Source organism: Amnibacterium sp. CER49, assembly GCF_029846255.1.
In the GTDB taxonomy this organism is placed as follows: domain Bacteria; phylum Actinomycetota; class Actinomycetes; order Actinomycetales; family Microbacteriaceae; genus Amnibacterium.
The window spans coordinates 1,879,539-1,900,910 of record NZ_JARVWQ010000001.1 but is presented as its reverse complement, the minus strand read 5'-3'; the positions used below and the strand labels follow the sequence as shown (position 1 = coordinate 1,900,910).

Here is a 21,372-nt window from a genome sequence, read left to right as displayed (position 1 = left end):
GCCTCAGGACCCGGCGAGGAACCCCGCGATGCGCTCGCCCCAGCCGCGCACCCCCTCGGCGTCGTCCGCGACCTCGAGCACGGCGGACGGCAGCACCGCCGCGACCGCCCGGGCGCCCTCGACCGGGTGGCTCGGGTCGCTCCGCCAGGTGAGCACGAGCGTGGGGAGCCCGAGCGCGGCGAGCGCCTCGTCCTCCGGGTAGACGCTCGCCGCTTCTGCGCGGACGACGAGGGGCAGCAGCGACTCCGGCACGGCGGCCTCGGCCGGACGCCGCCAACCGCCCTCGACGAGGACCGGCACCGGGGGCATCGCCGCGGCGCCGCGCGCCCACCCCTCCGCCCCGCGCAGCTCGGCGAGCGCCGCCGCCGCGCGGTAGAGCTCGGCCTGCCGAGCACGGGCCTCGCCGACCGGCGGCGGGATCACGAGCACGAGGCGACGGAAGCGATCGGGCGCCGCGACCGCCGCGTGCAGCAGCGTCCCGCAGCCGCCTGCGACGGCGAGAGCGTCGACGGGGTGCTCGGGCGACGTCGCCTCGGCGAGGGCGAGCAGATCGCCGGCGAGCGCGGACCAGCGGTAGTCGTCCTCGACGGCGCGGCCGGTCGAGGCCCCGTGCCCCCGTGTGTCGTAGCGGAGCACCCGCTCCCCCGCCGCGACGACCGCGCTCCAGCGCAGCACGCCCCACGCGTCGGCGTCCCGCCGCGAGGCGGTGGGCTCGTGCGTGACGAGGAGCAGCCGCTCCGACTCCGCGCCGTCGACGGCGTAAGCGATCTCGGCGTGCGGCCGGGCGAGGAAGGCGTCCATCCAGGGGTCATCCTACGAAGCGCCGCCGGGGCGCGGAGATGGAGCCGACTGCGGGACTCGAACCCGCAACCCCCGTATTACAAGTACGGTGCGCTACCAGTTGCGCCAAGCCGGCATTCCGCGGCGTCCCGGGCCTTCAGCGAGTCAGGTGCGAGGCCCACCCCGCCCTGCCCCCGCACGTCGGCTCCGGAGCCGCATGCTCACGGTACTCGCGGACGACCAGATCCAGGGCTCGGGTTGCGGGGATGCGTCCGCCTTTCCTCGCGGCGATCGTCGCCGGCGATGACGTGCCGCTCGACCCGTCTCCGTGGCCGGCCGTGAGCGGAACGACCGTGGCAGCGCGCGGATCGAGCTCGTCATGCTGCCCGCAGTGGCGCCTAGCCGCTCTGGCGTCGCCCGCAGTCGGGGCACTGCCACTGCCGGCGTCCCGTTGACGAGGACGCCCGGACCATCGTCGTGTTGCAGCGCTTGCAGACGCGCGTGCTGTACGAGTCCGGGTCGATGAAGAAGCCGACGGAGGTCACGAGGACCCGCTCACTCGAGGTTCGTAGCCTCGATGTCAAACCCTGGGACGGAGTGTGCGGAGCGCCGCGGAAGGGGCCGCAGATCATCGCCGCGGCCGAATGTCACACCGGGGTCGAGATGCAACCTAGCGGCCCGCCCCCGCCGTTGCCAGTCTCTATCCGAAGAACGCGGCCGGCGCAGGGATTTCTTGCAGCCCGCCGTCTTCGCGACGGCCCACCGGACGGCGTTCCCCGCAGGGCCGGGGTGGGCTTCCCTCCGCTCGAGGCGTGGACGGGAACCCCTGCGCTCCCGGCCTCGGTGACCTCACGGACCCCCGGGACCGGCGCCGTCCGAAGTACGAGCACGGTGCGCCACCGGTTGCGCCGAGCCGGCCCGGCACGAGGAGTCTCCGGACGCCCGCTGGAGCCGACGAGGGGGACGACCTGTCCCACTCGTCCCCCTCGCGGCGCGGGTCGTCGGCTACCTGGTGGCGGTCGGAGTCGGGGTCGGCGTGGCCGACGGCGTGTAGGCGTCGGTCTTCAGCACCGCGGTCCGGAACGCGTTCGCGTCGGTGAGGCTGCCGGTGAAGTACTTGCCGTCGACGAAGACCATGGGCGTGCCGATACCGGCCTGCGTGCTGCCGAGGGCCTTCTGGATGTCGGCCTCGCTGTGGATGTTCGTGCCCGCGAAGCGCGCCTTGAGGAACCGGTCGGTGGCCGACTGCACCCAGCTGAAGTAGGTGTGGTCCTTGATGGCCGTCGTGATGGCGGCGAGGTCCTGCACGCCCGCCTGCTTCGCGTAGCCGATGAGCTGGTCGTCGGAGAGGCCCGGACCGCCCTCCTTCGGCTGGTTCGCGTAGAGCAGGTCGTGGAACGCGGAGAAGCGGTCCGGCGACCAGTTCGCGACCGCGGCGGCGGCGTTCGCCGCGCGGGTCGAGTACTGGGTGCCGGCGAAGTTGTTGTCGAGGATCGCGACCGGATAGACCTGCAGGGTCGCCTTGCCGCTCGTCACGAGCGACTTCACGTACGCGCCGTTCGTGGTCTCGAACTGCTCGCAGTAGGGGCAGCCGAAGTCCTCGTACACGCGGATCGCGACCTTGCCGGCGTCCGCTGCGCGCTGCTGCGGCGTCGCCCCCGCGGCGAGCGCCGCGGTGCGCTCGGCGGCGAGGCCGGTCGTGAGCCGGATGCCGTCGTCCGCCATGTTCTTCGGGCCCGGGCCCGCCGGACGCACCGAGTTGACGAGCACGACGGCCACGATCGCCACGATCGCCAGCACGACGAGGCCGATGCCGCCCTGCAGGAAGAGCCGGTTGCGCCGCTCGCGTCGCTGCTGCTTCAGGCGCGCCTCGCGGGCCTTCTCGCGCGCCACGTCGCGGCGCTCGTTCTTCGACGGTCGCACCTGGGTCACGTTCGACATCCACCCTCCGGGAACCCGCGCTGGACAGCGGATCGGCGAGCATGGTAACCGCCGGTGCTATGCCGCCCTGATCAGGCCCGCCGTGACGTGTTCGACCCGGTGTGCTGGCGGATGGCCCCGTGACATACTGACCGCGCCGGCCGACGACGACCGGCTGACCCCTGAAGGTCATCCTCACCACGGATCGTCCGGCACGTACCTGCCGGTGAAGGAGAAGCAGTCATGGCAACCGTGACGTTCGATCACGCGACCCGCCTCTACCCGGGCGGCACGCGCGCGGCCGTCGACCAGCTCAACCTCGACATCGCCGACGGCGAGTTCCTGGTGCTCGTCGGCCCCTCCGGCTGCGGCAAGTCCACCTCGCTCCGCATGCTCGCGGGCCTCGAGGAGGTCAACGACGGCCATATCTTCATCGGCGAGAAGGACGTCACCGACATCCCGCCGAAGGACCGCGACATCGCGATGGTCTTCCAGAACTACGCGCTCTACCCGCACATGACCGTCGCCGAGAACATGGGCTTCGCGCTCAAGATCGCGGGCGTCGGCAAGGACGAGCGCGCGCAGCGCGTGCAGGAGGCGGCGAAGCTGCTCGACCTCGAGCCCTACCTGTCGCGCAAGCCGAAGGCCCTCTCGGGTGGTCAGCGCCAGCGCGTCGCGATGGGTCGCGCGATCGTCCGTCAGCCGCAGGTGTTCCTCATGGACGAGCCGCTGTCGAACCTCGACGCGAAGCTGCGCGTGCAGACGCGCACGCAGATCGCCTCGCTGCAGCGCCGCCTCGGTGTCACCACCGTCTACGTCACGCACGACCAGACGGAGGCCCTGACGATGGGCGACCGCATCGCGGTGCTGAAGGACGGCGTGCTCCAGCAGGTCGGCACCCCGCGCGAGCTGTACGAGCGCCCGAACAACGTGTTCGTCGCCGGCTTCATCGGCAGCCCGGCGATGAACCTCTTCCCCGCCGACCTCGGCGAGGGCGGCGTGAAGTTCGGCAGCTACCTGATCCCGCTGACCCGCGACGTGATCTCGTCGACGAACGGCAAGCAGGTCACCATCGGCGTGCGGCCGGAGGACCTCGAGGTCTCCAGCACCCGCAGCGAGGGCCTGCCCGTCGTCGTCGACCTCGTCGAGGAGCTCGGCGCGGACGGCTACCTCTACGGTCACGCGGAGGTCGACGGCCGGCGCACCGACATCGTCGCGCGCGTCGACGGCCGCTCGCACGCCGACGTCAACGACACCGTGTACCTGCACCCGTCGCAGAACCACACGCACGTCTTCGACGTCGACTCGGGCAACCGTCTCTCGGCGGCCGTGCACGACTAGGCCCTCATGAGCGGCTCGCTCTCCATCACCGCGGCGACCGTCGACCCCGGGTTGCTCGATCTGCCCTGGCACCTGCCCCTCGAGGACTGGCCCAGGGACGCGATCGCAGCGCTGCCGAAAGGCATCTCGCGGCACGTGGTCCGCTTCGCGAACCTCTCGGGGTACGTGATCGCGGTGAAGGAGACGTCGGGCGAGCTCGCGACGCGCGAGTACGACATGCTCCGGACGCTCCAGCGTCTCGAGGTGCCGTGCGTGGAGCCCGTCGCCGTGATCTCCGGTCGCACCGACCGGCACGGCGACGGGCTCCCGCCCTGTCTCGTCACGCGTCACCTCCGGTTCTCGCTGCCGTACCGGGCGCTGTTCTCGCAGACCCTGCGGCCCGACACCGCCACGCGCCTCGCCGACGCGCTGGCGCTGCTGCTCGTGCAGCTGCACATCACCGGCTTCTTCTGGGGCGACGTCTCGCTCTCGAACACGCTGTTCCGGCGTGACGCGGGCGCCTTCGCCGCGTACCTCGTCGACGCGGAGACCGGCAAGCTCTACGCCGGCGGCCTGTCGAAGGGGCAGCGCGAGAACGATCTCGAGATCGCGCGGGTGAACATCGCCGGCGAGCTCATGGACGTGGCCGCCGGCGGCCACGCCGACGAGGACCTCGACCCCCTCATCACGAGCGAGCGCATCGTCTCCCAGTACCGCATGCTCTGGAACGAGCTGATGGGCCGCGAGTCGTTCGCCTCGAACGAGCGCTGGCGCATCAACGAGCGCGTCGACCGTCTGAACGCGCTCGGCTTCGACATCGAGGAGCTGTCGATCCGCACCGACGAGGGCGGCGACAGCGTCGTGATCCAGCCGAAGGTCGTCGACTCCGGCCACCACACCCGCCGGCTGCTGCGCCTCACCGGACTCGACGCCGAGGAGAACCAGGCCCGCCGCCTGTTGAACGACCTCGACCAGTGGCGGCACGCCTTCCGGCCGAACGCCGACGAGGAGGTCGCCGCGCACGAGTGGGTCGCCGGCGTCTTCGAACCGGTCATCCGGTCGGTCCCGCGCGAGCTGCGCGGCAAGCTCGAGCCGGCCGAGATCTTCCACCAGCTGCTCGAGCACCGCTGGTTCATGTCGCAGGCGCAGTCGCGCGACGTGCCGCTCGCCGAGGCGCTCGGCTCCTACATCGACGACATCCTGCGCCACCGCCGCGACGAGGCGACGATGCTCGAGCCGATCACCGGCGCGATCACGCTGCCGGTGCGCGTCTCACCGGGCCCGGAGGACTGGCGCGCCACGGTCTGAGTTCCTGGTCGTTGAGAGTCCGGCTGCGCGAGAGCGGCCGGCTTCCCGACCCGGCATCGGCTCATCTCGAGCCTCGGACCGGCGCCGAAGCGGTCGGCACACCCGTGCGGGGGCGGCTACTCGGATCCAGCCCGCGTCGTGGCGATCTGGTAGAGGGCGACGCCCGTTGCGACCGAGGCGTTCAGCGACTCCGTCGCGGCGCTGATCGGGATGGACACGATGACGTCGCAGAGCTCGCGGACGAGCCGGGAGAGCCCGGCGCCCTCGCTGCCCGCCACGACCACGAGCGGCCGGTCGGCGAGGTCGAACGCCGGCAGGGGCACGTCGCCGTCGCCGTCGAGCCCCGCGACGAAGAGGCCCTGCTGCTTGTAGGCGGTGAGCGCCTGCGCGAGGTTCGACGCCATCGCGACCGGGGTGCGGGCGACCGCGCCGGCCGACGAGCGCCAGGCAGCGGCCGTCACGCCCGCGGACCGGCGCTGCGGCAGCAGCACGCCGTGGCCGCCGAACGCGGCGACGGAGCGGATCACGGCACCGAGGTTGCGGGGATCCGTGACGCCGTCGAGCGCCACGATGAGCGGCAGCTCGCCGCGCCGGGTCTTCAGCAGGTCGAGCGGGTGCGCGTACTCGTACGGCTTCACGGCGAGGGCGATGCCCTGGTGCAGCAGGTCGCCCCCGGTCAGCCGGTCGAGCTCGGGCCGCATGACCTCGAGCACCGGCAGCTCACGGTGGTTCGCGATCGAGAGCGACTCGCGCATCCGGTCGTCGAGCTCGGCCCGCGCCGCCACGTAGAGCGTCGTCGCCGGCACCCGTGTGCGCAGCGCCTCGAGCACCGCGTTGCGGCCCGTGACGAGCTCGTCGCCCGACGGCTTGCGGCGTGGCGCCTCCCGACGCGGCTCGCCGCGCTTCGCCGCGAGCCGCTCGGCGGCCTGCTTGCGCTTGTGGGCGGCGTGGTAGACCCGGTCCTCGGCCTTCGGCGTCGGGCCCTTGCCCTCGAGCGCCTTGCGCCCGCGCCCCCCGCTGCCGACCTTCGTCCCCTTGAGATTGGCGCTCTTGCGCCGTGCGTCACCGGCCATCGATGCTCCACCTCGTCCCTTCGGCGCCGTCCTCGAGCACGACGCCCGCCGCCGCGAGCTCGTCGCGCACGCGGTCGGCGGCTGCCCAGTCGCGGCGCCCGCGCGCGTCCGCACGCTCGTCGATCAGACGGCCGACCAGCGCGTCGAGCACCTCGCGCGCATCGTCGCGGCCGCCGTGCTCCTGCCACTGCTCGGGATCGATGCCGAGCACGCCCGTCATCGCCCGCACCGCGCCGAGCGCCGCGCCGGCCGCACCGAGCTCGCCCGCATCGATCGCCTGGTTGCCCCGGCGGATCGTCTCGTGCAGCACCGCGAGCGCCTGCGGCACGTTCAGGTCGTCGTCCATCGCCGTCGCGAACGCCTCGGGCACGACCGTTCCCCCACTGGCCGCGCCGACGTCCTGCGCCCGCTCGAGGAACCGCTCGATGCGTCCGACGGCCTCCTCCGCCTCGACGAGCGCGCCGTCGTGGTGGTCGAGATCCGAACGGTAGTGCGCGGCACCGAGCGCGTAGCGGACGACGACGCCGCGAGCGGAGCCGAGCAGGTCGCCTGCGAACACCGAGTTGCCGAGCGACTTCGACATCTTCTGCCCGCGCACCGTGACGAGGCCGTTGTGCACCCAGAGCCGCGCGAACGGCGCGCCCGACGCGGTCGACTGCGCGAGCTCGTTCTCGTGGTGCGGGAAGCGCAGGTCGAGGCCGCCGCCGTGGATGTCGAACTCCGCACCGAGGTAGCGCTCCGCCATCGCCGAGCACTCGATGTGCCAGCCCGGGCGCCCCGCGCCCCACGGCGCCGGCCACGACGCGGACGCCGGCTCGGTCGGCTTCGCGCCCTTCCACAGGGCGAAGTCGCGGGGGCTGCGCCGTGCGCGCGGGTCGGCGTCCTCGCCGCTCACGAGCTCGTCGCCGGTCTGGCGGGTGAGCGAGCCGTAGTCGGGCCACGACGCGACGTCGAAGTAGACGTCGCCGCCGCCGTCCGCGGCCGGGTACGCGTGACCCAGGTCGATCAGGCGCTGGATGAGCACGATCATCCGGTCCACGTGCCCGGTGGCGCGGGGCTCGTAGGTGGGCGGCAGCACGCCGATCGCGCGGTAGGCCGCCGTGAACTCGAGCTCGACGCGGTAGGCGTGCGCCCACCAGTCGACGCCCTCGCCGTCGGTGCTCGCCGCCCCCGGGGCTGTGCCAGCGGAGACATGCCCGCGCCCGGCGGCCACGTCAGGGCCCGTCGGACCCTGCGCGCCCACGGCAGCCAGGTCAGAGCGCGTCGGAGCCTGCCCGCGCACGGCGGCCAGGTCAGCGCCCGTCGGATCCTGGCCGCGCACGGCGGCCAGGATCTTGTCGTCGATGTCGGTGACGTTGCGGATGAGCGTGACCGCGAGGCCGCGGTGCTCGAGCCAGCGGCGCAGCAGGTCGTAGCCGAGGGCGGAGCGGAGGTGGCCGATGTGCGGCGACGACTGCACCGTCGGGCCGCAGACGTAGAGGCCGACCCGCCCCGGCACGACCGGGACGAGCTCCTGCAGCGACTGCGACCTGGTGTCGTAGAGGCGCACGGTCACGCAGGCCAGCCTACCGACCGGCCGGGCGCACCCCTCCGGGGATGACGGGCAGCACGAGAGCGGTGGCCACCGCGGCGATCCCCTCGCCGGTCCCCAGGAATCCGAGACCGTCGGTCGTGGTGCCCGAGACGGCGACCGGCGCGCCGACCGCAGCGCCGAGCACCGCTTCGATGTCGGCACGGCGCCGGGCGATGCGCGGTCGGCGGCCGATGACCTGCACGGCGACGTTCACGGGTCGCAGCCCGGACTCGCCGAGCAGGGCGACCGTGCGGGTGACGAAGTCGAGGCCCGGCCGCCCGGCCTCCTCGGGGCGGTCGACGCCGAAGCGGCTTCCGAGGTCGCCGAGGCCCGCGGCCGAGAGCAGCGCGTCGCTCACCGCATGGCAGACGGCGTCGGCGTCGCTGTGCCCCGCGAGACCGGGCTCGTCGGGCCACAGCAGACCGCCGAGCCAGAGGGGCCGCGCGGGGTCGACCGCGTGCACGTCGATGCCGATGCCGGTGCGGATCGCGCCCGCCGGTGCGAGCAGCGACTCGGCGCGCTGCAGGTCCCACGCGGTCGTGATCTTGAACGCGGACGGGTCGCCCGGCACGACCCGCACGGCGCCGCCGGCGGCGGCGAACAGCGCGGCGTCGTCCGTGTGCTCGGCGTCCGCGGCCTCGTAGGCGGCGCGGAGCGCGGCGGCAGGGAACCCCTGCGGCGTCTGCACGGCGGCGAGCCGGCGACGGTCGATCGTCTCGAGCACGGCGCCGTCGTCGTCGACGCGCTTCACGGTGTCGGCGGGCGCGAGGCCCGGCACCACGCCGCCGCCGCTTCCGACGACCGCGGCCCGGACCGCGTCGAGCTGGGCGGACGGCGTGAGCGGCCTCGCCGCGTCGTGCACGAGCACGACGTCGTCATGGACCACGGCGAGCGCGGCGGCGACCGACGCCTGCCGGGATCCGGCGCCCGCCACGACGGTGACGGGCACCCGCGGGGCGTGCGCGGCGACGAGCGCCTCGACCTCGCCCACCCGCGCGGGCGGCGCGGCCACGACGACCGCCTGGACGTCGGCGGCGAGCACGCCGTCGAGGCACCAGTCGAGCATCGTGCGGCCCGCGAGCGGCACGAGTGCCTTCGGCACCCCGCGGCCGAGGCGCACGCCGTCGCCTGCGGCGACGACGACGACGGTCGTCAGGAGGCGAGCACCTCGTCGAGCACGGTGGAGGCGCGCTCCTCGTCGGTCTTCTCGGCGAGCGCGAGCTCGGAGATCAGGATCTGGCGTGCCTTCGCGAGCATGCGCTTCTCACCGGCCGACAGGCCACGGTCCTGGTCGCGGCGCCACAGGTCGCGGACCACCTCGGAGACCTTGATGACGTCGCCGGAGGCGAGTTTCTCGAGGTTCGCCTTGTAGCGGCGCGACCAGTTGGTCGGCTCCTCGACGAAGGGGGTGCGGAGCACCTCGAAGACGCGGTCGAGGCCCTCGCGGCCGATGACGTCGCGAACCCCCACCAGATCGACGTTCTCAGCGGGGACCTCGATGGTGAGGTCGCCCTGCGCCACGTTCAGCTTGAGGTAGGTCTTCTCCTCGCCGCGGATCGTGCGCTTCTTCACCTCGACGATCTTGGCGGCTCCGTGATGCGGGTATACGACGGTCTCGCCGACCTCGAACTGCATGGGTGTCCTTCCGAAAGCGGCCTTTATGGTAGCACAGCGATCATTCAGGCAGGCGGGCGAGGCCCCGGGCCGGGGTCCGGAGGGGGCCCGTCCGCTAGGCTGCACGCGGTTCCGTCGCCACCGTCCCCGGTTCCTCCGGGACCGCGGGCGACGGGCGAGCGAAGGGAACCCAGGTGAAGATGCGCCGAGCGGCATCCGTCGTTCTGGCGGGGCTCGTCCTCGTCGGCGTGAGCGGCTGCGAGTTCATCACGCCGCAGGACACCGTGCGCATCAACCAGGTCTCCGACGGCGTCGACTACTCGGTCGGCTCGGTCGACGTCCGCAACGCGATCCTGTTCTCCCTCGACGGCCGCACGGCCACGCTCGTCACCTCGCTCATCAACCGCAGCGGAGCCGCTGTGCCGGTGGAGCTCGCCTGGACCGCGAAGTCCGGGCCGGCGAGCACGTCGGTGCAGGTGCCGGGCAACGCGCTCGTGAACATCCGTCCCGGCTCGGGCGGCACCCCGGTGCAGCTGTCGGGCATCACCGCGCCGGTCGGCTCGAACTTCCGCATCCGCGTCACGGCGGGCTCGACGACCGCCGACATGGACGTGCCCGTGCTCGACAACACCCTGCCCGGGTACTCGACGCTCACCCCGACCCCGCCTGCGCCCTCCGCACCCGCGACCGTGGCCCCCGCGCCCTCCGGGAGCGCGACGCCGGGGGTCACCTCGAGCGCCGCCCCGACGCCGACGCCGACCAGCACGCCCTGACGGCTCCTCGAGCCGGCGAGCGCGCTCCGGGCGGCGCTCAGACCTCGGGGGGCAGGTCCTCGAACCGGTAGCCGAGCCCGCGCACGGTGAGCAGCATGCGCGGCTCGCCCGGGTCGTCCTCGATCTTCGCCCGGATGCGCTTCACGTGCACGTCGAGCGTCTTGGTGTCGCCGAAGTAGTCGGAGCCCCAGATGCGGTCGATGAGCTGCCCGCGGGTGAGCACCCGGCCGGCGTTGCGCAGCAGCAGCTCGAGCAGCTCGAACTCCTTGAGCGGCATCGCCGTCTCACGGCCGCGGACGAAGACGGCGTGCCGGTCGGCGTCGAGCCGCACGGTGCCCGACTCGAGCACGTCCGGGGCGCCGGCACCCGAAGCGGCCTCGACGCGGCGCCGCAGCACCGCGCGGATGCGGGCGAGCAGCTCGCGGCTCGAGTACGGCTTGGTGACGTAGTCGTCGGCGCCGAGCTCGAGCCCGACGACGATGTCGACCTCCGAGTCCTTCGCCGTGAGCATGATGATCGGCACGTCGGACGAGGTCCGGATCCGCTTCGCCACCTCGGTGCCCGGCATGACGGGCAGCATCAGGTCGAGCAGCACGAGATCGACCCCGCCCCGCCCGAACCGGACGAGCGCGTCGCCGCCGTCGGCCGCGACCTGCACCTCGTAGCCCTCCCGCTCGAGCAGGTAGAGCAGGGGCTCCGCGATCGCCGGTTCGTCCTCGACGAGCAGGATCCTGGTGGTCATACGCGTTCCCTCTCTCGGCGCCGCGGACGGGCGGCGTCGGGTGCTGCCGCCTCGGGCAGCCGGATGGTGAAGGTGGACCCACGGCCGACGCGCGACCAGACGCGCACGTCGCCGCCGTGGTTCTCGACGATGTGCTTGACGATGCTGAGGCCGAGCCCGGTGCCGCCGGTCGAGCGGGACCGGGCGGGGTCGCCGCGGTAGAAGCGCTCGAAGACGCGCTCGAGGTCGTCGTCGGCGATGCCGACGCCCTGGTCCGACACCGAGATCTCGACGACGCCGTCGCGCACCCGCGCCCCGACGCCGACGTGGCCGCCAGGCGGCGAGTACTGCACCGCGTTCACGATCAGGTTGTGCAGGGCCGTGGTCAGCAGCGCCTCGTCGCCGAGCACGTGCAGCGCGCTGCGCTTGCCCCGGACCACCTCGACCGATTTCGCCTCGGCGGCCACACGGCTGCGGTCGATCGCTGCGGCGAGCAGCTCGTCGAGCGCCACGGGCTGCGGCTCGTGCAGCGGGTCGCGGGCCTGGATGCGGGAGAAGTCGATGATCTCGCGGGTGATCGACGCGAGGCGTCCGGCCTCGGCGGTGAGCCGGCCCGCGAATCGGCGCACCTGGGAGGGGTCGTCCGCGGCGGAGTCGAGCGCCTCGGCGAGGAGCCCGACCGCGCCGATCGGCGTCTTCAGCTCGTGGCTCACGTTCGCGACGAAGTCGCGCCGCACGGCTTCGAGCCGGACGGCGTCGGAGCGGTCCTCGACGAGCAGCAGCACGAGGCTCACGCCGAGCGGCGCGGCCCGCACGGTGACGTGCAGCGACGCGGTGCCGACCGCGCCCCGGCGGAGCACGAGCTCGGCGCGGCGGGGCTCGTGCGCCCCGCGGGCGTCGTCGACGACCGCGGCGACCTCGGGGTGCGCGAGCAGCCGGCCCGCCACGAGGCCGAGGGACTGGGCCGCGTCGGTGGCGAGCAGCACGCTCGTCGACCCGTCGAGCACGACCGCGGGCTCGTCGAGGGTCTGCAGCACGGCGGCGACACCGTCGGGCAGGTGCTGCTCGAGGACCGCGGTAGCGGCGGCGGCGCGGGCACGCGCCGCCTGCACGAGCACGGTGAACACGACGCCCATGGCCGCACCGAGGAGCAGGGCCACGAGCACGAGGTCCGCCGTGCGCATGCGGCTCACACTAGGGGCCTGCTCACGAGCGCATTCACCGCGGCACCCCGGCTGCCGACGAATACATGCGACGTTCGCCGTGGTGGCACCGCGTGTTCATGTTCGACCCCCAGACTGGAGGTCCGTCTTATGGGAAGGGGCGACCTGTGCGCGAGGTCTTCCAGCAGGAGCTGCACGAGGTGCGCGAGCGTCTCGTGCGCATCGCCGACCTCGTGGCGGACGCCATCGACAAGGCCACAACGGCCTTCAGCAACCAGGACGTCACCCTCGCGGAGAGCGTGATCGCCGACGACCACCTCATCGACGACCTCACGCACACGCTCGACGAGCTCGCCATCGACATCCTCGCCCGGCAGCAGCCCGTCGCCCGCGACCTGCGCATCGTCGTCGCCGCCCTCCGCATCAGCGCGTCGCTCGAGCGCATGGGCGACCTCGCCGAGCACATCGCCCAGCTGTCGCGCACGCGCTTCCCCGAGAAGGTGGTGCCGAAGTCGCTGCGGCCGACGTTCAAGGAGATGGGGCGGCTCGACGTCGCGATCGCCCGCAAGCTCACCCGTCTGCTCGAGAGCGAGGACGCCGACCTCGCGGAGGAGATCCGCAACGAGGACGACCTCGTCGACGAGCTGCACCTGTCGGTGTTCGACAAGGTGCTCGGCGAGACGTGGAAGGGCGCCGCGAGCGACACCGTCGACGCGACGCTCGCCAGCCGGTACCACGAGCGCTTCGCCGACCACGCGGTGTCGATCGCGAAGAAGGTGCAGTACCTGCAGACCGGCGACTGGGTCGTCTCCGCCACCTGACCCGATCCCGACCTTCGCGGATCCGGACTTCTCCCGCCGTTCCGGAGTTCTTGCGCGACACGCCGGGCGCAGCGGTGTTCCTATCGGCGTGTCGGGGGATTCTTCCGGATCCGCGATCGGTGGTGGATCGGGACTACTCCGCCGCGGCGAGGGCCGCGAGCCGGCGGATGCCGGTCGTCCGGCGGCGAGCGCCGCCTCGTCGGCGGACCGCACCGGCCGGGATCCGGGCGTGCCGTGCAGCCCGATCACCGGCCGGCCGGCGGGATCGTCCCACTCCGCGCCCCCGAGCCGTCGCCCGCCTGCAGGTGGACGAGCGTGCGACTCACGCCTTGGCGGTGCCCTGCGCCGCCACCGCGGCGGCGCCGGCCGCGGCCGCCTCGGGGTCGAGGTACTCGCCACCCGGCACGACGGGCCGCAGGTGCTCGTCGAGGCGGTAGTGCAGCGGGATGCCGGTCGGGATGTTCAGCTCGGCGATGTCGTCGTCGGAGATGCCGTCGAGGTGCTTCACGAGCGCCCGCAGCGAGTTGCCGTGCGCGACGACGAGCACCCGCTGCCCCGCACGGAGCCGCGGCGCGATCTCGACGTCCCAGTACGGGATCATCCGGTCGACGACGTCCTTCAGGCACTCGGTGCGCGGCACGTCGGGGCCGAGCAGGGCGTAGCGCGGGTCGGCCGACTGCGAGTACTCCGCACCCGGGTCGAGCGGGGGCGGCGGCACGTCGTACGAGCGGCGCCAGGTCTTGAACTGCTCGGGGCCGTACTCGGCGAGCGTGGCGGCCTTGTCCTTGCCCTGCAGCGCCCCGTAGTGCCGCTCGTTCAACCGCCAGTGGCGCGTGACCGGCAGCCACGCGAGATCGGCGGTGAGCAGCGCCTCGTCGGCGGTCTGGATCGCGCGGGTGAGCACCGACGTGTAGACGTGCTCGGGGACGAGGTCGGCCTCGCGGATCAGGCGACCGGCGCGGCGTCCCTCCTCCACACCCCGATCGGTGAGCCGCACGTCGACCCAACCGGTGAACAGGTTCTTCTCGTTCCACTCGCTGGAGCCGTGGCGGAGGAGCAGGAGCGACGATTCGGCCGGCATGCGGCCAGTGTACGGGCGGCCTGCGGGCGGCTCCCGGGCCGTAGGGTCGAGCACATGCCGGAGGGCAGGGTCACCCGCGGCACGACCGGCACCAACCGCCTGCGCCGCGTCGACCGCTACCTCGCCGCCCTGCCCGTGCTCCGCGCCGCCCCACCGGCACCGCTCGTCGTTGATCTCGGCTTCGGGGCGCGCCCCTGGACCGCGCTCGAGCTCGCCGAACGGCTGCGCCGGGTGCGGCCGGACGTGCGGGTGCTCGGTCTCGAGATCGAGCCCGACCGCGTCGCCGCCGCCCTGCCGGCCGCGGGCGACGGCGTCGACTTCGCCCTCGGCGGCTTCGAGGTGCCGGCACCGGGTGGCGAACGGCCGCTCCTGATCCGGGCGATGAACGTGCTGCGCCAGTACGACGAGGCCGAGGTGCCGGACGCCTGGAGGCGGATGACCGACCGGCTCGCCGACGGCGGCGTGCTCGTCGACGGCACCTCGAACGAGGTCGGCCGCATCGCCTCCTGGGTCGACGTGACCGCCGACGGCCCGCAGCGCTTCACGCTCTCGCTGCGGCTGACCGGCCTCGAGACGCCGGCCGAGGTCGCGCCCCGCCTGCCGAAGGCGCTCATCCACCGCAACGTGCCGGGCGAAGGGATCCACGCGTGGCTCACCGCGCTCGATCTCGCGTGGGCGCGGGCGAGCCCGCTGTCGGTCTACGGGCCGGCGCAGCGCTTCCTCGCGACGGCGGAGGCGGTGCGCGCCGAGGGCTGGCCCGTGCAGGGCGACGCCAGGCGGTGGCGGCTCGGCGAGCTCACCGTCGACTGGGACGCGGTCGCGCCGCGCTAGGTGCTGAGCGGAGCGGGGCGCTCAGTCGCGCCGCACGGCGCCGAGCCGCGGGAGCCGCGGCACGCTCACGGCCGGTCCCGCGTCGGCCGGGACGATCACCCGCTGCGCTGCGGTGACCGCGCCGTCGTCGGTCGGCACGGTGAGGACCGCGTCGGAGGCCACCGAGCGCTTCACCACGGCGAGCGCGATCGGGCCCTCCTCGTGGTGCAGCGCGACGCTCGTGACGGCGCCGACCTCGCGGTCGCCGTCGAGGACCGACGCGCCGGGCGCGGGCAGCACGCCGGCCGACCCGTCGAGGTCGAGCTGCACGAGCCGGCGCGGGGGCCTGCCGAGGTTGTGCACCTTCGCGACGGTCTCCTGACCGCGGTAGCAGCCCTTCGCGAGGTGCACGGCGCTGCGCAGCCAGTCGAGCTCGTGCGGGATGGTGCGGGCGTCGACCTCCGCGGCGAACCGGGGTCGCCACGCCGCGACGCGCAGGGCCTCGAGCGCGAGCGTGCCCGCGACCGTCAGCTCCCCCGCACGGGCGCGCCCCGCGAGTCCGGCGAGCGCGGGCCGCGGCACGAGCGCGAGCGACAGCGGGAACGCCTCGCCCGGGTGCTCCCCCTCGGCGCGGGTGACGCCGCCGGCGGCGCCGGTCGACCAGGGGTCGGCCCAGAGGGCGGCCGCGACGTCGGCGACGGCCTCGGGCGGCGCGCCGAGCGAAGCGACCACGGCGGTGTCGCCGGTGCGGTCCTCCACGGTCACCTGCTTCAGGAAGCGCATCCGGTCGAGGAACGTCGCGAACGGGGCGGCCTCGTCGGCCTCGACGACGAGCCAGGCGCCCTCGCCGTCGTCGACGACCGCGGCGGCGTGCTCGATGCGGCCGGAGGGATCGAGCAGCAGCGTCTCGGCGGATCCGCCGGGCGCCAGCCCGATGAGGCGCTGGCTCGTGATCGAGTCGAGCCAGGTCAGCCGGTCGGGGCCGGAGACCCGCAGCACGCCGCGGCTCGACAGGTCGACGACCGCACGGCCCTGCGCGAGCGCGCGCTGCTCACGGACGGGCTCGCCGTAGTGCGCGGCGACCCCCGCGTCGGCGCCGGTCGCGGCGACGGCGCCGGGCAGCGCGAGGAACGGGCTCGGCTCGTGCAGGGCCTGCTCCTGGGGCTCGGGACTCGACACCCGACGAGTGTAGGTATCGCGATCGCACCCGCTGCGCCCCGCCGGGGTCCTGGGCGGTAACGGAGCGGAGAGGGTCAGTCGACGCGGCGGAGGCGTCCCGAGGCGTGGGTCTTCAGCTCCTGGCCGAGCGCCGCGATGTCCCAGGCCCAGAGCAGATCGCCCTCGACGAGCCCGTAGAGCCGGGTCGCCGCCGAGTACTCCTTCGCGCTCTCGGTGCGCATGACCGCGTCGGTGGCGAGATCGACCCGCGGCCCCTTGACGCGGCCGAGGTAGAGCTCGGTCACGCCGGTCGGGTGCACGAGCGACACCTCGACGTCGAAGCCGTCGGCGGCGTTGCGCAGGGTCTCGACGCTCGTCGCGGTCGAGAACGGCCGCGGCCCGGTGCCGGGCAGCATGCCGGGGCCCGGGTCGCCCTCCGTGGGCGGGCGGCTGAGCCGCCAGTAGCCGGACTCGGAGACGAGCGGGGTGGTCGAGCCGTCGTCGTCCTCACCGCGGTTGGGCAGCCAGGTGTACGAGCTGTAGTTCAGCCACGGCACGCCGTCCTGGCTGAAGCTGACCCGCTGCCCGAACTCGTGCCGCCGGACCGTGTCGCCGACCTCGTACTCGACGAGGCCGGTGCCCTCCCACACGCCGATCAGCCACGACAGCGGCACGAGCTCGGCCGGCAGCCCGGTGGGCAGGTCGATCATGAGCGCTCCGGTGAGGTGCGGCGGGGGTGCGTCAGCGCTGGCCCCGGAAGAGGTTGTAGAGCACGACCAGCGACACGAAGGCGATGGCGAGCGAGGCGAGGCCGAGCAGCCCGAGGTAGAAGATCTCCAGAGCGAGCTGCATGGCTCGGAAGTCTACCGATCGCCCCCTCCGGACCCGCGCAGGCTCACCCGCCGGCGACGGCGCGGATGGCGGCGCCCACGAGCACGAGCGCGAACGCGCCGCACGAGCTCGCCATCACGCGGGCCACGAACCCGTGCTGCTCCCCCACCGCGAGCTGCACGGTCATCGCCACGGCGACCGCGATCATCGCGACGAGCGCGAGCACCGCGTAGACGACCGGGCCGTGCACGAGCGCGGCGACGAGCACGACCGCGACGAGCACGCCGGCCCACACGGCGACGACGGCCGTCCGCTTGCGATCCACCGCTCGATCCTGCCGCAGGAGCGCCCGCCCGCGCTGATGCTCGGCCCGGAGTCGAAGGCGGCGGGTCCAGGGACGTGGCGCTCCTCTACTATGAGCGCACGCCATCCGCCTGGAGGAACCCCCGTGGCGCAGCTGCTGATCCTCACCCCGCAGGTCGATGACGACGTGCTGCCCGCCCTGAGCCTGCTGAACCACCGGGTCCGGGCGATCCCGGCCGAGCCCGCCGAGCTGATCGGCGCGCCCTCGGCCGACGTGATCCTCGTCGACGCGCGCCACGACCTCGCGAGCGCGAAGTCGCTCTGCAAGGTGCTCACCACCACCGGCATCACGGTGCCGCTGCTGCTCATCCTCACCGAGGGCGGCCTCACCGCGGTGAACGCCGAGTGGGGCGCGAACGACGTCGTGCTCGTCACCGCCGGCCCCGCGGAGGTCGACGCGCGCATCAAGCTGGCGATCGGGCGCCTCGCGCAGCCCGAGGTGAGCTCGAAGATCCAGACCTCCGGCGTCGTCATCGACGAGGCGAGCTATTCCGCGAAGGTGCACGGTCGCCCGCTCGACCTCACCTACAAGGAGTTCGAGCTCCTCCGCTTCCTCGCCACGCATCCGTCGCGGGTGTTCACGCGCGAGCAGCTGCTGAGCGAGGTGTGGGGCTACGACTACTTCGGCGGCACACGCACCGTCGACGTGCACGTGCGGCGTCTCCGCGCGAAGCTCGGCGACCTCGAAGGGCTCATCGGAACCGTGCGCAACGTGGGCTACCGCTTCAACGTGACCGAGGACGAGGAGCGGCTCGCGTCCACCCGGTAACCGTTCCTGAGCGGATCCCGGGTTCCGTCTGGCGCTCCCCTGCGAGGGCGGGTCCGCGATGGAAGGATGGCGCCATGGACTCGGATGACGCGGCCGACACCGCCCGCTCGGTGACCGACGTCCTCGACGACTACGACGCACCGCCCGCCGCGCTCGACGACGCCGGGGACCTTCCCGCAGACCGCTTCCTCGACCGCGAGCTGTCGTGGCTCGCCTTCAACCGGCGGGTGCTCGACCTCGCGGAGGACCCGTCGCTGCCGGTCCTCGAGCGGACGAACTTCCTCGCGATCTTCGCATCGAACCTCGACGAGTTCTTCATGGTGCGCGTGGCGGGCCTCAAGCGGCGCATCGTCACGGGCCTCGCCGTGCCGACGAACGTGGGCACGGCACCCAAGGAGGTGCTCGCCGACATCAACGCGGCGGCCCACGTGCTGCAGGTGCAGCACGCGAACCTGTTCCAGCAGCAGGTGCGCCCCGCGCTCGAGCAGGCCGGCATCCGCATCGTCGCCGTCGACGACCTGCCCGAGCCCGAGCGCGACCGCCTCGGCGAGGTGTTCAGCACCGAGATCTTCCCGGTGCTGATGCCGCTCGCCGTCGACCCCGCGCACCCGTTCCCGTACATCAGCGGCCTGTCGCTGAACCTCGCCGTGCAGGTGCGCAACCCGAAGGTCGGCCGCACCGAGTTCGCGCGGCTCAAGGTGCCGACCGGGGTCCTGCCGCGGCTCGTGCCGGTCACCGCGGGCGACGTGCGTCGCGGCGCCTCGTTCGTGCTGCTCGAGGACCTCATCGCGCACCACCTCACCGACCTGTTCCCCGGCATGGAGGTGCTGCAGCACCACGTCTTCCGGCTCACCCGCAACGAGGACGTGGAGATCGAGGAGGACGAGACCGAGAACCTCCTGCAGGCGCTCGAGCGCGAGCTGCTGCGGCGCCGGTTCGGGCCGCCGATCCGCCTCGAGATCACCGCGGACATGGACGACACGGTGCTCGAGCTGCTCGTCTCCGAGCTCGGCATCACGCGCGACGAGGTCTACAACCTGCCGGGGCCGCTCGACCTCGCCGACCTGTTCGAGCTGAACCGCCTCGACCGGCCCGACCTGCACTACCCGAACTTCGTGCCGGCGACGAACCCCGCGTTCCTGCCTGGTGAGCCGAACGCGAAGCCCGACCTCTTCGCGGCGATCGCCGCCGGCGACGTGCTCGTGCACCACCCGTACGAGTCGTTCGCGACGAGCGTGCAGGCCTTCCTCGAGCAGGCCGCCGCCGACCCGGACGTGCTCGCGATCAAGCAGACGCTCTACCGGACCTCGGGCGACAGCCCCATCGTCGAGGCCCTGATCGATGCGGCCGAGGCCGGCAAGCAGGTGCTCGCGCTCGTCGAGATCAAGGCGCGCTTCGACGAGCAGAACAACATCGACTGGGCCCGCAAGCTCGAGCGCGCCGGGGTGCACGTCGTCTACGGCCTCGTCGGGCTGAAGACCCACTGCAAGCTCGCACTCGTCGTCCGGCGCGAGGACGGCCGGCTGAAGAACTACTGCCACATCGGCACCGGCAACTACAACCCGAAGACGAGCCGGATCTACGAGGACCTCGGCCTCTTCACCGCGAACGACCAGGTCGCGAGCGACCTCACCCGCCTGTTCAACGAGCTCTCCGGCTACGCCATCGAGAAGAAGTTCCGGCGGCTGCTCGTCGCCCCGCTGCACCTGCGCAAGGGACTGCTGAAGCGCATCAACACGGAGCGCGCCCACGCGGAGGCGGGCCGGCCCTCCCGCATCCGCATCAAGGTGAACTCGATGGTCGACGAGGCGATCATCGACGCCCTCTACCGCGCGAGCCAGGCGGGCGTGCAGGTCGACATCTGGGTGCGCGGCATCTGCAGCCTCCGGCCCGGGGTGCCCGGACTCAGCGAGACCATCCGGGTGCGCTCGGTCCTCGGCCGCTACCTCGAGCACTCGCGCATCTTCGCCTTCGCGAACGACGGCGACCCGTTCGTCTACATCGGCAGCGCCGACATGATGCACCGCAACCTCGACCGCCGGGTCGAGGCCCTCGTGCGGCTCGGTCGGCAGAGCCACATCGACGAGCTCGAGGCGCTGTTCGACCTCGCGATGAGCGACACCACGTCGTCCTGGCATCTCGACGACATCGGGGTCTGGACCCGGGTCGCGAAGGGCCGCAACGGCAAGGCGCTCGCCGACCTGCAGTCGACGGTGCAGCAGCAGCTCGTCACGAGGAAGCGCCCGGGCCGGTGACCGACGCCGCATCGGGCCCGGTACTCGCCGCGGGTGCGGTGTGCTGGCGGCGGCGCCACAAAGCGATCGAGATCCTCCTGATCTCGCGGCCGAGGCACGGCGACGTGAGCCTGCCGAAGGGCAAGGTCGACCCCGGCGAGTCCCTGCCGGAGGCCGCCGTGCGCGAGATCTCCGAGGAGACCGGCTTCGCCGTGACCCTCGGCATGCCCCTCGGCACGGCGCAGTACACGCTGCCGGGCGGCCGCGACAAGACCGTCGTCTACTGGGCGGCGAAGGTGCCGAAGACCGAGCTCGAGCGCGGCCGGTTCAGCCCGAACGCCGAGGTGGACGAGATCGAGTGGGTGCCGCTGGCGAAGGCGCGCCGCCGCCTCACCTACGAGCGCGACGGCGAGGTGGTGCAGCGCTTCGCCGAGCTCGCCGTCACCGGCGACCTCGACAGCTTCCGCCTGATCGTGCTCCGGCACGCGAAGGCCGAGTTCGACTCGCCCTCCGGCCTCGACGCCGATCGGCAGCTCACGACGCGCGGCCGCGCCCAGGCACGCGCGGTCGTGCCGGCGCTCGCCGCCTGGGGCCCCACCCGCATCGGCAGCAGCCCCGCCGCGCGCTGCCTCGCCACCGTCGCACCGTTCGCGAAGGCCTCGGGGATCCCCGTGAAGGAGGTGCCGGCGATCAGCCAGGAGGGCTGGGAACGCAGCGGCCACGACGCATCCGGCATCCGCGCCTACGTCGAGCGCCGGGTGGGCAAGGGACGCACGACGGTGATCTGCAGCCACGCGCCCGTGCTGCCCGAGATCCTCGAGCAGATCGCCGAGGTGACCGGCAGCCCGAACGGCGGCCGGATGACCCGGGCCGGCATCCTCGCGACTGCGGAGTTCACGGTCGTGCACCTCGCGTCGGCCGCTCCGCACCGGATCCTCGCCATGGAGACGTACGCCGTTCCGGAGTGAGCGGGGCGGGAACACCACAGGAGGCCTGTTCACCTCCCGTTCACCGGAGGGCCCGCACCGCGCCATCCGCCTTCCGTACCGTCGCAGGCGCC

General features: G+C 73.1%; 20 protein-coding genes and 1 tRNA gene. 8 read left to right on the top strand and 13 right to left on the bottom strand.

Going from position 1 to position 21,372, the window contains the following annotated elements; translation table 11 throughout:
* Positions 1–3: 3 nt before the first annotated feature.
* The 3 genes from QDR37_RS09295 to QDR37_RS09285 all read right to left on the bottom strand — a co-directional run bounded on the left by QDR37_RS09295 (position 4) and on the right by QDR37_RS09285 (position 2,712).
* Positions 4–801, bottom strand: a complete 798-nt coding sequence (locus tag QDR37_RS09295; RefSeq protein WP_279713354.1) for an alpha/beta fold hydrolase — start codon at positions 799–801, stop codon at positions 4–6.
* 39 nt (positions 802–840) lie between these two features.
* Positions 841–916, bottom strand: a tRNA-Thr gene (locus QDR37_RS09290).
* 869 nt (positions 917–1,785) lie between these two features.
* Positions 1,786–2,712, bottom strand: a complete 927-nt coding sequence (locus QDR37_RS09285) for a thioredoxin domain-containing protein (protein WP_279713353.1) — start codon at positions 2,710–2,712, stop codon at positions 1,786–1,788.
* Positions 2,713–2,943: 231 nt separating this feature from the next.
* Here QDR37_RS09285 and ugpC point away from each other — a divergent pair, with 231 nt between their 5' ends.
* Positions 2,944–4,041, top strand: coding sequence for a sn-glycerol-3-phosphate ABC transporter ATP-binding protein UgpC (ugpC, locus tag QDR37_RS09280; protein ID WP_279713352.1), 1,098 nt, complete (start codon positions 2,944–2,946; stop codon positions 4,039–4,041).
* A gap of 6 nt (positions 4,042–4,047) precedes the next feature.
* Entirely contained in the window at positions 4,048–5,328 is a 1,281-nt protein-coding gene (locus tag QDR37_RS09275; RefSeq protein WP_279713351.1) for a DUF4032 domain-containing protein, read from the top strand.
* Positions 5,329–5,444: 116 nt separating this feature from the next.
* Here QDR37_RS09275 and rlmB read toward each other — a convergent pair whose 3' ends face one another.
* The 4 genes from rlmB to QDR37_RS09255 are packed head-to-tail and all read right to left on the bottom strand — an operon-like array spanning position 5,445 to position 9,609.
* Positions 5,445–6,401, bottom strand: a complete 957-nt coding sequence (gene rlmB / locus QDR37_RS09270; protein ID WP_279713350.1) for a 23S rRNA (guanosine(2251)-2'-O)-methyltransferase RlmB — start codon at positions 6,399–6,401, stop codon at positions 5,445–5,447.
* Positions 6,391–7,950: a cysteine--tRNA ligase gene (gene cysS, locus QDR37_RS09265; RefSeq protein ID WP_347882100.1), complete on the bottom strand. Its 1,560-nt coding sequence runs from the start codon at positions 7,948–7,950 to the stop codon at positions 6,391–6,393. Before cysS ends, rlmB begins: the two co-directional genes overlap by 11 nt.
* Before the next feature lie 16 nt (positions 7,951–7,966).
* Positions 7,967–9,130, bottom strand: coding sequence for a 2-C-methyl-D-erythritol 4-phosphate cytidylyltransferase (ispD, locus tag QDR37_RS09260; protein ID WP_347882099.1), 1,164 nt, complete (start codon positions 9,128–9,130; stop codon positions 7,967–7,969).
* Complete coding sequence (locus QDR37_RS09255; protein ID WP_279713347.1) at positions 9,127–9,609, bottom strand: CarD family transcriptional regulator; 483 nt, start codon at positions 9,607–9,609, stop codon at positions 9,127–9,129. Before QDR37_RS09255 ends, ispD begins: the two co-directional genes overlap by 4 nt.
* Positions 9,610–9,782: 173 nt before the next feature.
* Here QDR37_RS09255 and QDR37_RS09250 point away from each other — a divergent pair, with 173 nt between their 5' ends.
* Complete coding sequence (locus QDR37_RS09250; RefSeq protein WP_279713346.1) at positions 9,783–10,361, top strand: hypothetical protein; 579 nt, start codon at positions 9,783–9,785, stop codon at positions 10,359–10,361.
* Positions 10,362–10,398: 37 nt separating this feature from the next.
* Here QDR37_RS09250 and QDR37_RS09245 read toward each other — a convergent pair whose 3' ends face one another.
* Positions 10,399–11,103, bottom strand: a complete 705-nt coding sequence (locus QDR37_RS09245) for a response regulator transcription factor (protein ID WP_279713345.1) — start codon at positions 11,101–11,103, stop codon at positions 10,399–10,401.
* Positions 11,100–12,266, bottom strand: a complete 1,167-nt coding sequence (locus tag QDR37_RS09240) for an ATP-binding protein (protein WP_279713344.1) — start codon at positions 12,264–12,266, stop codon at positions 11,100–11,102. The genes QDR37_RS09245 and QDR37_RS09240 overlap by 4 nt, the downstream gene beginning before the upstream one ends.
* 146 nt (positions 12,267–12,412) lie before the next feature.
* Here QDR37_RS09240 and phoU point away from each other — a divergent pair, with 146 nt between their 5' ends.
* Positions 12,413–13,066, top strand: coding sequence for a phosphate signaling complex protein PhoU (gene phoU / locus QDR37_RS09235; RefSeq protein ID WP_279713343.1), 654 nt, complete (start codon positions 12,413–12,415; stop codon positions 13,064–13,066).
* Between the two features lie 322 nt (positions 13,067–13,388).
* Here the strand turns inward: phoU and QDR37_RS09230 are convergent, their stop codons facing one another.
* Entirely contained in the window at positions 13,389–14,147 is a 759-nt protein-coding gene (locus QDR37_RS09230) for a phosphoglyceromutase (RefSeq protein ID WP_279713342.1), read from the bottom strand.
* 54 nt (positions 14,148–14,201) lie between these two features.
* On the opposite strand from QDR37_RS09230, the gene QDR37_RS09225 reads away from it, so the two are divergent.
* Complete coding sequence (locus QDR37_RS09225) at positions 14,202–14,978, top strand: class I SAM-dependent methyltransferase (protein WP_279713341.1); 777 nt, start codon at positions 14,202–14,204, stop codon at positions 14,976–14,978.
* Positions 14,979–14,999: 21 nt separating this feature from the next.
* Here the strand turns inward: QDR37_RS09225 and QDR37_RS09220 are convergent, their stop codons facing one another.
* From QDR37_RS09220 to QDR37_RS09210, 3 genes are all read right to left on the bottom strand, one after another.
* Complete coding sequence (locus QDR37_RS09220; RefSeq protein WP_279713340.1) at positions 15,000–16,136, bottom strand: glycine cleavage T C-terminal barrel domain-containing protein; 1,137 nt, start codon at positions 16,134–16,136, stop codon at positions 15,000–15,002.
* Between the two features lie 74 nt (positions 16,137–16,210).
* Positions 16,211–16,825, bottom strand: a complete 615-nt coding sequence (locus QDR37_RS09215) for an FABP family protein (protein ID WP_279713339.1) — start codon at positions 16,823–16,825, stop codon at positions 16,211–16,213.
* A 185-nt stretch (positions 16,826–17,010) separates the two neighbouring features.
* The gene (locus QDR37_RS09210) at positions 17,011–17,271 is read right to left on the bottom strand and encodes a hypothetical protein (protein WP_279713338.1); all 261 of its coding nucleotides are present in this window, start codon (positions 17,269–17,271) and stop codon (positions 17,011–17,013) included.
* A 123-nt stretch (positions 17,272–17,394) separates the two neighbouring features.
* Here QDR37_RS09210 and QDR37_RS09205 point away from each other — a divergent pair, with 123 nt between their 5' ends.
* From QDR37_RS09205 to QDR37_RS09195, 3 genes are all read left to right on the top strand, one after another.
* Positions 17,395–18,078, top strand: coding sequence for a response regulator transcription factor (locus QDR37_RS09205; RefSeq protein WP_279713337.1), 684 nt, complete (start codon positions 17,395–17,397; stop codon positions 18,076–18,078).
* 74 nt (positions 18,079–18,152) lie between these two features.
* Positions 18,153–20,333 (top strand): RNA degradosome polyphosphate kinase, encoded by a 2,181-nt coding sequence (locus QDR37_RS09200; RefSeq protein WP_279713336.1) that lies wholly within the window; start codon positions 18,153–18,155, stop codon positions 20,331–20,333.
* On the top strand, positions 20,330–21,280 hold the full coding sequence (locus tag QDR37_RS09195; protein WP_279713335.1) for an NUDIX domain-containing protein: 951 nt from the start codon (positions 20,330–20,332) through the stop codon (positions 21,278–21,280). Before QDR37_RS09200 ends, QDR37_RS09195 begins: the two co-directional genes overlap by 4 nt.
* Positions 21,281–21,372: the final 92 nt, after the last annotated feature.